The organism is Streptococcus canis (assembly GCF_900636575.1).
Lineage (GTDB): Bacteria > Bacillota > Bacilli > Lactobacillales > Streptococcaceae > Streptococcus > Streptococcus canis.
This window is the reverse complement of sequence record NZ_LR134293.1, coordinates 195001-209322: the sequence shown is the minus strand read 5'-3', so window position 1 is coordinate 209322 and position 14322 is coordinate 195001. Positions and strand designations below refer to the sequence as shown.

The 14322-nt window shown below is 40.7% G+C and carries 8 protein-coding genes, 1 tRNA gene, 2 rRNA genes and 1 pseudogene (1 of these 12 only partly in view); 9 read left to right on the top strand and 3 right to left on the bottom strand.

All coding sequences use genetic code 11. The features are described from left to right. Nucleotides 1-108 precede the first annotated feature (108 nt). Entirely contained in the window at nt 109-1290 is a 1182-nt protein-coding gene (locus EL097_RS01050; protein WP_003046666.1) for a D-alanyl-D-alanine carboxypeptidase family protein, read from the bottom strand. A gap of 175 nt (nt 1291-1465) precedes the next feature. After that, complete coding sequence (gene pbp3 / locus EL097_RS01045) at nt 1466-2704, bottom strand: D-alanyl-D-alanine carboxypeptidase PBP3 (RefSeq protein WP_003046669.1); 1239 nt, start codon at nt 2702-2704, stop codon at nt 1466-1468. A gap of 330 nt (nt 2705-3034) precedes the next feature. Here pbp3 and EL097_RS01040 point away from each other — a divergent pair, with 330 nt between their 5' ends. The 6 genes and pseudogenes from EL097_RS01040 to tnpA all read left to right on the top strand — a co-directional run bounded on the left by EL097_RS01040 (nt 3035) and on the right by tnpA (nt 10140). Next, a complete protein-coding gene (locus tag EL097_RS01040; RefSeq protein WP_099983240.1) occupies nt 3035-5014 on the top strand; it encodes a peptide ABC transporter substrate-binding protein in 1980 nt (659 codons plus the stop codon). Nucleotides 5015-5079: 65 nt separating this feature from the next. After that, complete coding sequence (locus EL097_RS01035; protein ID WP_003046676.1) at nt 5080-6582, top strand: ABC transporter permease; 1503 nt, start codon at nt 5080-5082, stop codon at nt 6580-6582. Beyond that, on the top strand, nt 6582-7508 hold the full coding sequence (oppC, locus tag EL097_RS01030; RefSeq protein WP_003046679.1) for an oligopeptide ABC transporter permease OppC: 927 nt from the start codon (nt 6582-6584) through the stop codon (nt 7506-7508). The genes EL097_RS01035 and oppC overlap by 1 nt, the downstream gene beginning before the upstream one ends. Before the next feature lie 8 nt (nt 7509-7516). Next, nucleotides 7517-8587: an ABC transporter ATP-binding protein gene (locus EL097_RS01025; RefSeq protein WP_003046682.1), complete on the top strand. Its 1071-nt coding sequence runs from the start codon at nt 7517-7519 to the stop codon at nt 8585-8587. Further along, nucleotides 8580-9503 carry an ATP-binding cassette domain-containing protein gene (locus EL097_RS01020; RefSeq protein ID WP_003046685.1) on the top strand — a complete coding sequence of 308 codons (924 nt, stop codon included), beginning with the start codon at nt 8580-8582 and terminating at the stop codon, nt 9501-9503. The genes EL097_RS01025 and EL097_RS01020 overlap by 8 nt, the downstream gene beginning before the upstream one ends. Before the next feature lie 172 nt (nt 9504-9675). Beyond that, nucleotides 9676-10140: pseudogene (gene tnpA, locus EL097_RS01015) on the top strand (IS200/IS605 family transposase). Nucleotides 10141-10476: 336 nt separating this feature from the next. Here tnpA and EL097_RS01005 read toward each other — a convergent pair. Next, on the bottom strand, nt 10477-11430 hold the full coding sequence (locus EL097_RS01005; RefSeq protein ID WP_003046689.1) for an IS30 family transposase: 954 nt from the start codon (nt 11428-11430) through the stop codon (nt 10477-10479). Nucleotides 11431-11848: 418 nt separating this feature from the next. Here EL097_RS01005 and EL097_RS01000 point away from each other — a divergent pair. The 3 genes from EL097_RS01000 to EL097_RS00990 all read left to right on the top strand — a co-directional run. Continuing rightward, a 16S ribosomal RNA gene (locus EL097_RS01000) occupies nt 11849-13397 on the top strand. Nucleotides 13398-13450: 53 nt separating this feature from the next. Continuing rightward, nucleotides 13451-13523, top strand: a tRNA-Ala gene (locus tag EL097_RS00995). A gap of 161 nt (nt 13524-13684) precedes the next feature. Continuing rightward, nucleotides 13685-14322 (top strand): 23S ribosomal RNA (locus EL097_RS00990) (it continues 2265 nt past the right edge of the window). Together the 16S and 23S rRNA genes with 1 tRNA gene alongside form the textbook arrangement of a ribosomal RNA operon.

The following is a 14322-nucleotide window of genomic DNA, read 5'->3' as shown; positions in this document are numbered from 1 at the left end:
ACAGTTAAGCTAGGTCTCTGTTGAGTTTGGTTAGAGCTAGTTGAGGAAGAAAACCATAAGAAAAGCCCCTTGCTACTGTAAAAAGTAGGGGGCTTATAAAAAGAATAGTTATGAGCGCCCCATCATAAAGGCGATAAGGGCAAGTAAGATGATAATGACCATACAAATTCCTAGACAAATGAGTAGGAAGGTCTGATTGTGGTGAATAAACTCTTCAACCTTTTCTAAAGCGGAATGATTATTAGCCTTTTTGAGGCGGTGTTGCTTAGGAGTTGTTTTGGTTGCCTTTTTGGGAACCAATTTTTCTAGCTTCTTACGAGCTGCTTTTGTCAGGTTTTTACTATCAGCAAAGCCCTTTTCAGTTAAGGCGTTAACAAAGGGATGACGGTAAAATTCACCATTTTGGTCAGACCAATCCCCTACCCCCATGACAATGGTAATGAGTCGAGTCTTGCCTCTCTTGGCAGTTACCATAGCATTGAAGGCAGCGCTAGGGCTTGAACCTGTCTTTAAGCCGTCCACACCTTCCATGCCAAATTGATTGTCAGGAAGAGAATGGTTATAGGTATGGAATTCTTCCTCATAAGGGGTGCCCACCATGGTGTGGACGACAGATTTATTGGTAAATTCGATAATTTGAGGATATTTCTTTAAGAAAAAATAGAGGAGTTTGGCTAAATCTCTAGCAGTCGTGACATTGGAAGCTGACAAGTCATATTTTGTTGGATTGTAATAGCCTTGAAAGGCTTGGGCTACTGCTCCACTAGCATTTGAAAAGTGCGTATTGGTCATGCCTAATTTTTTGGCAGTGTCATTAATCCGATCAATAAAAGCAGAGGCGTCATTATTGGATAGGTAATTAGCAATCATAACTGTCGCTGCATTTGAAGAAGGGACAGCTGTCATAGTAATGAGATCACGAATAGGGTATGCTACGCCAGCTACGATATTATTGTTACTGATTTCATAAATTTTGGCAATAGCTTGATCGGTTTCGGTAGCCGTGATAGTGGTATCCATGGTAATTTTACCCTTAGCCAGCTCCTCAAACAAAATGTAAAGAGTAAACATTTTAGACATGCTAGCAGGATCTCTGGGAATATCAATATTATCTTGCCAAAGAATATCGGAACTTGTTGCATCAATAACAATGGAAGATTTAGGTCGATTTACCTCGCTAATCGTATAACCAGCTCGCCTTGTGATATCTATGACATCTTCAGCGTGGCTGACAGGCATTATTAAAAAACAAATCAAGGTGACAATAGTGAATAGAATTCTTTTGGTCAATTTTAGGCTCCTTTAAATATTATGCAATTTTATTATATCACTTCACTAATACAACGGAAAGCCTTTTTAGGGAAATTATACAGGCTGGTTTGCTCATTGAAGAATCTCATAAAACTAAAAAAAAGACTGAAGAAAGCGTAAATTCTCCAGTTGATATTATATTAATAGTAGAAAATTACAAAGAACGGTTGACGTAACGTACAAAATGATTCCACCAAACCCTTAAAAAGAAGCTTTGAGAAATATTTTTTTGAGCAACCAGATTGACAGACGGCGTTTCACCAAGATAGCCTTTTCCGATTAAGTGTGGATCTTGGAGGGTAGCCTTGGCTAAGACTTGTCCTTTCCTTAGAGGAGCAGTTGGGGTATCTGTTTTTTTGGTGATATGAAACGCCTTTTTAAGCTTACTATTAGCTGGTTTGATAAGCGATAAGTTTTTTTGAGCAACGAGTTGAACGGTCTTATGAGGACTGTCTAAGATAGGCAATGGCTTGATTTGTCCCTCTTTACCCTTACTAAGAAGTTGGACTTTCTGGAAAGTTGTCAAGAGGTATTGGAGAAGTTGAGTGGTAGCCCCAAAAACAGCTAAATCATCACCTTGGCTATGCTCAGCATTTAAAACGACTGTGATTACTCTCATCTGATTTTCGATACTGGTAGCAACAAAAGAAGCACCGCCTTTTTCGGAATACCCAATAAAAAGACCGTCAACCCCCTCGCGGTAATAAGGCATTCCCTTGAGCATATAGTTGTAACTATAAATGGTTTGCCCAGCAAAAGTAGCAGATGGCTTACTGGTCAGCTTTAAGACATCTGGAAATTCTAGCAGGAGATGTCTTGCGACAATAGCAAGATCAGTGGCACTAAAGAGATTCTCATCTTCAGCCACGGTTTTAGGATAACTATTTTCTCCTAAAACATGATTTGGTAAGCCTGTGGCGTTGACTAGTTTAGCATCCGAAATTCCCCAGTCTCTCAGTTGCTTTTTCATTTTATCAACAAACTTAGGTTCAGTTCCTCCAATTTTTTCAGCTAAAGCAATAGCAGGGCTATTAGCATTTGTAACAATCAAAGCCGTTAAAAGTTCTTTGACCGTGTACTTCCGAGCATCAAGAGGAACGTTGCTGATACTATAGTTAGTAGTCAACTCATAGGGGTAGTTTGAAATGGTTACGGGGTCACTCCACTTTAGTTTGCCATCGGCAACATGTTTGTAGACCAAGTAGGTGGTTAAGAGTTTACTGATCGAAGCGACAGGAACAGCTTCATTGGCATCTTTTTCGTATAAAATTTTCCCACTGTCCACTTCGACAGCAATAGCGTGCTTAGCAGCTACTGAAAAATCGTCACTTTTTACAGAACCAGTTCCCAAAGCTAGACTGATTAGCAGCAAGAAAAACAAACGTTTTATCATATCTTATCTATCCTTATCAAGTATCTTTTTTTAATTATACCATATCTCACCTCCAAGTCAGAGAAGAGCTTTAAAAAGAAAAACGAAATAATAAAACGCTATCATGAGAGTAGGAAGCTTCATTAAAATAATTAACAATCCAATAATAAAAGGCTTTGCAGAAGCTTCACGAAAGAAAAAGAATAAAATGAGGAAAATTCTACGAAATATTCAGATAATTTTTTGCTACATTATTTTCTTTAAGAAAGTTTTATGATATAATGTTTTCAATTAACAATTTCATTTAGCAATTAGCCAAAAAATGAAAAATAAAGTTTAGGGGTGACTTTTATGAAGAAAAGTAGATGGTTAGCAACTCTAGGTGTTGCGGTATTATCAGTATCCGTTTTAGCAGCCTGCGGTAGTAAAAATGCTTCAGGTGGTTCAGATGCGACAAAAACGTACAAATATGTTTTTGTTAATGATCCAAAATCATTGGACTATATTTTGTCTAATGGTGGCGGAACAACTGATGTGGCAACGCAAATGGTCGATGGTCTTTTGGAAAATGACAAGTATGGTAACTTGGTACCATCACTTGCTAAAGATTGGAAAGTTTCAAAAGATGGCCTAACCTATACTTACACCCTTCGTGATGGTGTCTCTTGGTACACTGCTGATGGTGAAGAATACGCACCTGTAACAGCAGAAGATTTTGTGACTGGTCTTAAACACGCAGTGGATGGCAAGTCTGAAGCTTTATATGTTGTTGAAGATTCCATCAAAAACCTAAAAGCTTATAAAAATGGTGAAGTCGATTTCAAAGAGGTTGGTGTTAAAGCCCTTGACGACAAAACCGTTCAATACACCTTGAACAAACCTGAAAGTTATTGGAACTCCAAAACAACTTACAGTGTTCTTTTCCCAGTCAATGAAAAATTCTTGAAATCACAAGGTAAAGATTTTGGAACAACAGACCCATCGTCAATCCTAGTTAACGGTGCTTACTTCTTGAGTGCCTTCACCTCAAAATCATCTATGGAATTTCATAAAAATGAAAACTACTGGGATGCTAAGAATGTTGGGATAGAATCTGTTAAATTGACTTACTCAGATGGTTCAGACCCAGGCTCTTTCTACAAGAACTTTGACAAGGGTGAGTTCACTGTTGCACGACTTTATCCAAATGACCCTACTTACAAATCAGCTAAGAAAAACTATGCTGATAACATTACTTATGGCATGTTGACTGGTGATATTCGTCATTTAACATGGAACTTGAACCGTACTTCCTTCAAAAACACTAAGAAAGACCCTGCACAACAAGATGCTGGTAAGAAAGCTCTTAACAACAAGGACTTCCGTCAAGCTATCCAGTTTGCCTTCGACCGTGCGTCATTCCAAGCACAAACTGCAGGTCAAGATGCCAAAACAAAAGCCTTACGTAACATGCTTGTGCCACCAACTTTTGTGACAATTGGGGAAAATGACTTTGGTTCAGAAGTTGAAAAAGACCTTGCTACTATGGGTGATGAGTGGAAAGACGTTAACTTAGACGATGCTCAAGATGGATTTTATAATCCAGAAAAAGCAAAAGCTGAGTTTGCAAAAGCCAAAGAAGCTCTTACAGCTGAAGGGGTAACCTTCCCAGTTCAATTAGATTACCCTGTTGACCAAGCAAACGCAGCAACTGTTCAGGAAGCCCAATCTTTCAAACAATCCGTTGAAGCATCTCTTGGTAAAGAAAATGTCATTGTCAATGTTCTTGAAACAGAAACCTCAACTCACGAAGCCCAAGGCTTCTATGCTGAGACCCCAGAACAACAAGACTACGACATCATTTCATCATGGTGGGGTCCAGACTACCAAGACCCACGTACCTACCTTGACATCATGAGTCCAGTGGATGGTGGATCTGTTATCCAAAAACTTGGAATTAAAGCAGGTGAAAGCAAAGATGTTGTGGCAGCTGCAGGCCTTGATACCTACCAAACTTTACTTGATGAAGCAGCAGCGATTACAGACGACAACGATGCGCGCTACAAGGCTTACGCAAAAGCACAAGCCTACCTTACTGATAGTGCTGTAGATATTCCAGTTGTGGCATTGGGTGGCACTCCTCGAGTTACTAAAGCTGTTCCATTTAGCGGTGCCTTTGCCTGGGCAGGTGCTAAAGGTCCTGCTTCTGTATATTATTACAAAGGAATGAAACTTCAAGACAAACCTGTCACAGCAAAACAATACGAAAAAGCAAAAGAAAAATGGTTGAAAGCAAAGGCTAAGTCAAACGCAGAATATGCTGAGAAATTAGCTGATCACGTTGAAAAATAAAACGATGTTCAAACAGAACTTTCTCGTTTAATTGAGAAAGTTCTTTTGAACTATTGAGGATAACTATGAAAAAATACATCTTAAACCGTATCTTACGATCGTTAGTGTCGGTAGTTTTGGTAACGGCCTTAACATACACCATCGTATATACTCTAGTCCCTGTCGGTCTTATCTTTAAACAAGATCCTAACTACAATAAGATGACGACGACGCCAGACAAAAAGGCTGATTACGAAAACTTAACCTTCCAACGTATGGGGTATATTAATTACTTTTCAAGCAAAGAATTGAAAGATAATGCTTCTAAAGTAGATAGTAGTGTAACAACAGAAGCCACTAGTGCTAACAAGGCTATTTATGAGAAATATATTGATTCGCTTGGCAATGGTTGGCAGTTAAAACGCTTCCCTGTCAGCAAAAAATTTTATGCTACTCGTCATATTCCTATTTACGAACGTGTTTGGAACTTCTTCTCAAACCTAGTTGTTATTGACCACCCTTGGAAGATCCAAGACGAGGACAATCCTAATTTAGCCAGATATATTCGTCTTGAAAATGATAAATCGATTGGTTGGGCTTTAGTGGGGTCAGGGACACAACACAAATACCTTGTCTATGCTAACGGTAAGTTTCCTTATCTTCACCAAAACTTCGTTACCCTAAACTTAGGAACATCTTACCCAACATACAGTAACATTCCAGTTCTTCAAGTCATTTCACAAGGACAAGGTCGAACAGCTCTTCAAGATGTGACCTTCCCATCAGGTGTAACTAAGAAATCGTCAGTGGATATTTATAGCCGTAGCTACAAAAATCCAAAATCATTGGATGATATTACCAAGGTAAATTATGGTAAGGGAGATTCCTACACTAAAACTATTAATAATTATGTGGATCCTTCAATGATTCATAATTCATTTGTTATTGGATTCTTTGGCGTTATGTTTTCCTATATTGTTGGTTTACCACTTGGTTTATTTATGGCTCGCTTTAAAAATACCTACTTTGACCGTTTTTCAACAGCAACCATGACCTTCATGCTTGCTTTACCAAGTATTGCTGTGATCTATGTTGTTCGCTTCCTAGGAAGCATGGTTGGTTTACCAGATAGTTTCCCAATGCTTGGAGCATCTAACCCTAAATCTTATATTTTACCAGCCCTTATTTTAGGAATTTTAAATATTCCAACTACAGTTATCTGGTTCCGTCGCTACCTTGTTGACCTTCAGGCCAGTGACTGGGTGCGTTTTGCGCGCTCAAAAGGGTTGTCAGAATCTGAAATTTACAGAGGGCATCTCTTTAAAAATGCTATGGTCCCAATTGTGTCAGGGATTCCGGCAAGTATTATTCTTACCATCGGTGGAGCAACCTTAACAGAGACTGTCTTTGCCTTCCCGGGTATGGGTAAAATGTTGATTGATTCTATTAAATCAGCCAACAACTCAATGATTGTTGGATTAACCTTTATCTTTACCGTCTTGTCAATTATCTCACTCTTACTAGGAGATATTGCTATGACACTTGTCGATCCACGTATTAAATTATCAACTAAAAAAGGAGGTAAGTAATGGAAACGATTGATAAATCTAAATTTCGATTTGTTGAGCGCGATAGTAGAGCCTCCGAAGTAATTGATGCCCCAGCTTATTCTTATTGGAAGTCAGTATTCCGTCAATTTTTCTCTAAAAAATCAACGATTTTCATGTTAATGATTTTAGTGACAATTTTATTGATGAGTTTTATTTACCCAATGTTCGCTAACTATGACTTTGGTGATGTAAGCAATATTAACGACTTTTCAAAACGCTATATTTGGCCAAATGCTGACTATTGGTTTGGAACAGATAAAAATGGTCAATCCTTATTTGATGGTGTCTGGTATGGTGCCCGTAACTCTATCTTAATTTCTGTTATTGCAACACTGATTAACGTCACCGTTGGGGTTATTTTAGGTGCTATTTGGGGAGTCTCCAAAGCATTTGATAAAGTTATGATTGAAATTTATAACGTTATTTCAAATATCCCTTCCATGCTCATTATCATTGTTTTGACCTATTCATTAGGTGCAGGTTTCTGGAATTTGATTTTAGCTTTCTGTATTACTGGCTGGATTGGTGTTGCCTACTCCATTCGTGTTCAGATTTTGCGTTACCGTGATTTGGAATATAACCTTGCTAGTCAAACCTTGGGAACACCAATGTACAAGATTGCTGTTAAGAACCTCCTACCTCAATTGGTTTCAGTTATCATGACCATGTTGTCACAAATGCTACCAGTTTATGTATCCTCTGAGGCCTTCTTATCCTTCTTTGGGATTGGTTTACCAACTACCACTCCAAGTCTAGGACGTTTGATTGCTAATTATTCAAGCAATTTAACAACAAATGCCTACCTCTTCTGGATTCCTTTAGTTACTTTGATTTTAGTATCGTTACCATTGTATATTGTCGGACAAAACTTGGCTGATGCCAGTGACCCACGTTCACATAGATAGGAGTTAAAATGACAAAAGAAAATAATGTAATCTTAACTGCCAAAGATGTGGTGGTGGAATTTGATGTGCGGGATCGTGTTTTAACGGCGATTCGTAACGTCTCATTGGAACTTGTCGAAGGAGAAGTGCTTGCTTTTGTAGGGGAATCAGGTTCAGGTAAATCTGTTTTAACCAAGACCTTTACAGGAATGTTAGAATCCAATGGACGCATTGCCAATGGTTCTATTGTTTATCGTGGACAAGAATTGACAGATTTAAAAACAAATAAAGAGTGGGCGAAAATCCGTGGTTCAAAGATTGCGACGATTTTCCAAGACCCAATGACCAGTCTTAGTCCCATTAAAACTATTGGTAGTCAAATCACAGAAGTGATTATTAAGCACCAAAAAGTAAGCCATGCCAAGGCAAAAGAAATGGCGCTTGATTACATGAATAAAGTAGGAATTCCAAACGCTAAAAAACGTTTTGAAGACTACCCATTTGAATATTCAGGAGGAATGCGTCAACGTATTGTTATCGCAATTGCTTTAGCCTGTCGTCCAGATATTCTTATCTGTGATGAGCCTACAACAGCCCTTGATGTAACCATTCAAGCTCAAATCATTGAGTTATTGAAGTCGCTTCAACGAGAATATCATTTCACCATTATCTTTATCACACATGACTTAGGTGTTGTCGCAAGTATTGCAGACAAAGTGGCTGTCATGTATGCAGGTGAAATTGTCGAATTCGGTACCGTTGAAGAAATTTTCTATGACCCACGCCACCCCTATACGTGGAGTCTATTGTCAAGCTTACCGCAATTAGCTAATGAATCAGGAGAACTTTATTCCATTCCAGGAACTCCTCCATCGCTTTACTCGCCAATTATCGGAGATGCCTTTGCCCTTCGCTCAGAATATGCTATGGTCTTGGATTTTGAAGAAACACCACCTGCTATTAGTGTTTCTGATACCCATTGGGCTAAAACATGGTTATTACACCCCGAGGCTCCAAAAGTTCAAAAACCAGAAGTCATTCAAGATTTGCATCAAAAAATCTTAAAGAAGATGTCACGACAGGAGGAAGGAAATGTCTGAGAAGTTAGTCGAAGTTAAAGACCTAGAAATTTCCTTCGGAGAGGGAAAGAAAAAATTTGTTGCGGTTAAGAATGCCAATTTCTTCATTAAAAAAGGGGAAACCTTCTCTTTAGTTGGAGAATCTGGTAGCGGAAAAACAACTATTGGTCGGGCCATTATTGGCTTGAATGATACCAGTTCAGGGCAAATTCTTTACGATGGTAAAGTAATTAATGGTAGAAAATCCAAATCAGATGCCAATGAGCTGATACGTAAAATTCAAATGATTTTCCAAGATCCTGCTGCTAGTTTAAATGAACGTGCAACTGTTGATTATATCATTTCGGAAGGTCTCTATAACTTTAATCTGTTTAAAACAGAGGAAGAACGTAAAGAAAAAATTAAGACGATGATGACTGAAGTTGGCCTGCTGTCAGAGCATCTGACTCGCTACCCACATGAATTTTCGGGAGGTCAACGCCAGCGGATTGGTATTGCCAGAGCCTTAGTGATGAATCCTGAATTCGTTATTGCTGATGAGCCTATCTCAGCTTTAGATGTCTCTGTTCGAGCACAAGTCCTAAATCTTCTTAAAAGAATGCAGGCAGAAAAAGGGCTCACTTATCTTTTCATCGCCCATGACCTTTCCGTTGTTCGATTCATTTCAGATCGTATTGCGGTTATTCATAAAGGGGTTATTGTGGAGGTTGCAGAAACAGAAGAATTATTTAATAATCCTATCCATCCTTACACAAAATCTCTGCTGTCAGCCGTTCCTATTCCTGATCCGATTTTAGAACGTCAAAAAGAACTTGTTGTTTATAATCCAGATCAGCATGATTATACCGTAGATAAGCCATCAATGGTTGAAATCAAACCAAATCACTTTGTTTGGGCAAACCAAGCAGAAATTAAAAAGTATCAAAAAGAATTGTAAAAAGAGGATTTTCCTCTTTTTTTGATTAGTGACTTTAGTCCGTCTCGCTCCAAAGGTGCGAAACAAAAAAACACCCACTATGCGGGTGCGCATCAGATGTCATACAAAAAATCTCCAAACGCGATACAATAAAGGTGTTCAAGCCAATTGTAAAGCGAAAGGAGACAATAATATGGCACAAAAGGCACATAGTTTATCACACACAAAGTGGATGTGTAAATATCACATTGTGTTTACACCTAAGTATAGACGAAAAGTTATTTATAATCAATATAGAAACAGTTTAGGCGAGATATTTCGCCGATGATGCAGTTACAAAGGAGTGGAAATTATAGAAGGACATCTGATGCCAGACCATGTTCATATGTTAGTGAGCATTCCACCACGAATAAGTGTATCAAGTTTCATGGGGTATTTAAAAGGTAAAAGTGCTTTAATGATGTTTGATAAACACGCCAACTTAAAATACAAATTTGGGAATCGACATTTTTGGGCAGAGGGCTATTACGTGAGTACAGTTGGTCTCAATGAAGCCACCATAAAGAAATATATTCAAGAGCAGGAAAAACATGATATAGCACTTGATAAGTTGAGTGTGAAAGAATATGAGGATTCCTTTAGGGATAGTGGCAAGTAGTACAACTGCCTCTTTAAGAGGCTAGTGACGAGTCAAGAGCAGCGAGGCTTGAACAAAGTGAAAGCCAGCGTCTTTAGGCGCTGGCTGGTGATGTGGGCTTATAGCCCCGGTTCAAACCACCCGTTAGACGGGTGGTCATGATTAGTGACTTTAGTCCGTCTCGCTCCAAAGGTGCGAAACAAAAAAACACCCACTATGCGGGTGCACATCAGATGTCATATACAAAATCTCCAAACGCGATACAATAAAGGTGTTCAAGCCAATTGTAAAGCGAAAGGAGAAAAAATATGGCACAAAAGGCTCATAGTTTATCACACGCCAAATTTCAAGTTCAAGTTAGCCAGTCTGTAAAAACTCTTTAGGAGATTTGTAATCAAGTGGTTTCTTTGGGTAGTTATTAATCCAATTTTCAATAAATGCGACTTGTTGTTGAGTCGCATTTTTACTTCCCTTTGGTAACCAACGCCGAATGAGTCTGTTGTGATTCTCGTTAGTTCCACGCTCCCAAGAAGAATAGGGGTGGGCATAGTAAATGTTTTCAGGGTCAAAAATCTCTGCTAAGCGACTAAATTCAGTACCATTATCAGCAGTGATAGAGCGAATCGGATAATCTTTTAGAATCCCTTCCAAAGCCTTGTTTACCGAATTAGCCGACTTATCTGGAATGAGTCGGATGATTTGGTAGCGGCTTTTTCTGTCTGTCAGCGTCAGTAGACACTCGTTTTTTGCCCGAGTTTGAATAACCGTATCAATTTCAAAATCACCGCTATTCTCACGCTTATTAATGCTCGTTGGTCGTTCCTCAATAGACTTTCCAGCCGGCTTAAAATTGGGGCTAGCTTGCTTTTTTGAAGCTACATTCTTTCGAGGATACAGCATGCCAGCCTTGGTCAATCCTAGTTGTCCATGATGAATCCAGTAGTAAATGGTGGAGATGGGAACGGGTATCCCTTTTGCCTTAACCATCATCTCAGGAGAGTATTTTTGTTTGATGTAGTGAGTCATCTTTTCTTTGAGTTCCTTCGTTAGAGTCATCTGTTTAACGGAGCGTTTACGGTTATTGTTATAAACATCTTGGGCAAAGTCAGCAGAGTAAACTTGTTCATATTTCCCCTGACGTACTTGTTGTCTAACTTGCCCGCGTTTGACTTCGTTGTGAATGGTTTGAGGAGCTTTAGCTAATCTTCTAGCGATTTCACGATTTGACTGTCCTTCTAGAAGCCAATGGTCAATCATTCGACGCTCAGTTAGTGTCAACTGTTTACTTTTTGGTGTATAATAGTCTTGCATCTCAGAGTCTTTCTAATTGTTGTTGTGGTGATGACAATTATATCTCTCTGAGATGTTTTTTGATACCCTTAGGTGGCTAACTTCATTTTAGAACTTAAAGAACTTTCCTAAGACTACTTACCTTCTCTTTTTTTAAAAAATTAGCAAATATAGTTGACAAAGACTATTTACCTATCGTATACTAATAAAGCTGTCAGCGATGAATCTGCAAGGGAGTCAGTTGAAAAAACTTTAAAAAAAGGGTTGACAAACGGTCAGGAAGTTGATAGAATAAAATAGTTGTCTCGAAAGAGATGCAAGACCTTTGAGAACTGAATAAGACGAACCAAACGTGAGGGTGATATGGAGACATATTACCCGTCAAAGAAACGAGAAATAAATCTGTCAGCGACAGAAAGACGAGACAGAACAAACAGAAATTAAAGAGAGTTTGATCCTGGCTCAGGACGAACGCTGGCGGCGTGCCTAATACATGCAAGTAGAACGCTGAGGACAGGTGCTTGCACTAGTCTAAGGAGTTGCGAACGGGTGAGTAACGCGTAGGTAACCTACCTGATAGCGGGGGATAACTATTGGAAACGATAGCTAATACCGCATAAAAGTGCTTAACACATGTTAAGAACTTAAAAGGGGCAACTGCTCCACTATGAGATGGACCTGCGTTGTATTAGCTAGTTGGTGAGGTAAAGGCTCACCAAGGCGACGATACATAGCCGACCTGAGAGGGTGATCGGCCACACTGGGACTGAGACACGGCCCAGACTCCTACGGGAGGCAGCAGTAGGGAATCTTCGGCAATGGGGGGAACCCTGACCGAGCAACGCCGCGTGAGTGAAGAAGGTTTTCGGATCGTAAAGCTCTGTTGTTAGAGAAGAACGGTAATGGGAGTGGAAAACCCATTATGTGACGGTAACTAACCAGAAAGGGACGGCTAACTACGTGCCAGCAGCCGCGGTAATACGTAGGTCCCGAGCGTTGTCCGGATTTATTGGGCGTAAAGCGAGCGCAGGCGGTTCTTTAAGTCTGAAGTTAAAGGCATTGGCTCAACCAATGTATGCTTTGGAAACTGGAGAACTTGAGTGCAGAAGGGGAGAGTGGAATTCCATGTGTAGCGGTGAAATGCGTAGATATATGGAGGAACACCGGTGGCGAAAGCGGCTCTCTGGTCTGTAACTGACGCTGAGGCTCGAAAGCGTGGGGAGCAAACAGGATTAGATACCCTGGTAGTCCACGCCGTAAACGATGAGTGCTAGGTGTTAGGCCCTTTCCGGGGCTTAGTGCCGGAGCTAACGCATTAAGCACTCCGCCTGGGGAGTACGACCGCAAGGTTGAAACTCAAAGGAATTGACGGGGGCCCGCACAAGCGGTGGAGCATGTGGTTTAATTCGAAGCAACGCGAAGAACCTTACCAGGTCTTGACATCCCGATGCCCGCTCTAGAGATAGAGTTTTACTTCGGTACATCGGTGACAGGTGGTGCATGGTTGTCGTCAGCTCGTGTCGTGAGATGTTGGGTTAAGTCCCGCAACGAGCGCAACCCCTATTGTTAGTTGCCATCATTAAGTTGGGCACTCTAGCGAGACTGCCGGTAATAAACCGGAGGAAGGTGGGGATGACGTCAAATCATCATGCCCCTTATGACCTGGGCTACACACGTGCTACAATGGTTGGTACAACGAGTCGCAAGCCGGTGACGGCAAGCTAATCTCTGAAAGCCAATCTCAGTTCGGATTGTAGGCTGCAACTCGCCTACATGAAGTCGGAATCGCTAGTAATCGCGGATCAGCACGCCGCGGTGAATACGTTCCCGGGCCTTGTACACACCGCCCGTCACACCACGAGAGTTTGTAACACCCGAAGTCGGTGAGGTAACCTATTAGGAGCCAGCCGCCTAAGGTGGGATAGATGATTGGGGTGAAGTCGTAACAAGGTAGCCGTATCGGAAGGTGCGGCTGGATCACCTCCTTTCTAAGGAAAAGGAACACGTTAGGGACGTCTTATTTAGTTTTGAGAGGTCTTGTGGGGCCTTAGCTCAGCTGGGAGAGCGCCTGCTTTGCACGCAGGAGGTCAGCGGTTCGATCCCGCTAGGCTCCATTAGGATAGAGATATCCTAAAAACTGTCCATTGAAAATTGAATATCTATATCAAATTCCACGATCAAGAAATTGATTGTAAGAATAGTAACAAGAAATAAACCGAAAACGCTGTAAGTATTAAAGAGTTTTTTCTAGTTAAGATATACTAGTAAAAGATAAGGTTAAGTTAATAAGGGCGCACGGTGGATGCCTTGGCACTAGAAGCCGAAGAAGGACGTGACAAACGACGAAATGCTTTGGGGAGCTGTAAGTAAGCGCTGATCCAGAGATGTCCGAATGGGGGAACCCACTAACTAATGGTTAGTATCCATAACTGTTAAGGTTATGAGAAGGAAGACGCAGTGAACTGAAACATCTAAGTAGCTGCAGGAAGAGAAAGCAAAAGCGATTGCCTGAGTAGCGGCGAGCGAAACGGCAGGAGGGCAAACCGAGAAGTTTACTTTTCGGGGTTGTAGGACTGCGACGTGGGACTTTAAAAGGATAGAAGAATTACCTGGGAAGGTAAGCCAAAGAGAGTAAAAGCCTCGTATTTAAAATTTTTTTGAGCCCTAGCAGAATCCTGAGTACGGCGAGACACGCGAAATCTCGTCGGAATCTGGGAGGACCATCTCCCAACCCTAAATACTCTCTAGTGACCGATAGTGAACCAGTACCGTGAGGGAAAGGTGAAAAGCACCCCGGGAGGGGAGTGAAATAGAACCTGAAACCGTGTGCCTACAACAAGTTCGAGCCCGTTAATGGGTGAGAGCGTGCCTTTTGTAGAATGAACCGGCGAGTTACGATATGATGCGAGGTTA

Excerpts from the sequence above, each read along its gene's own strand:
- pbp3 (WP_003046669.1), bottom strand. The coding sequence starts at position 2,704 with ATGATAAAACGTTTGTTTTTCTTGCTGCTAATCAGTCTAGCTTTGGGA.
- EL097_RS01040 (WP_099983240.1), top strand. The coding sequence starts at position 3,035 with ATGAAGAAAAGTAGATGGTTAGCAACTCTAGGTGTTGCGGTATTATCA.
- EL097_RS01035 (WP_003046676.1), top strand. The coding sequence starts at position 5,080 with ATGAAAAAATACATCTTAAACCGTATCTTACGATCGTTAGTGTCGGTA.
- oppC (WP_003046679.1), top strand. The coding sequence starts at position 6,582 with ATGGAAACGATTGATAAATCTAAATTTCGATTTGTTGAGCGCGATAGT.
- EL097_RS01025 (WP_003046682.1), top strand. The coding sequence starts at position 7,517 with ATGACAAAAGAAAATAATGTAATCTTAACTGCCAAAGATGTGGTGGTG.
- EL097_RS01020 (WP_003046685.1), top strand. The coding sequence starts at position 8,580 with ATGTCTGAGAAGTTAGTCGAAGTTAAAGACCTAGAAATTTCCTTCGGA.
- EL097_RS01005 (WP_003046689.1), bottom strand. The coding sequence starts at position 11,430 with ATGCAAGACTATTATACACCAAAAAGTAAACAGTTGACACTAACTGAG.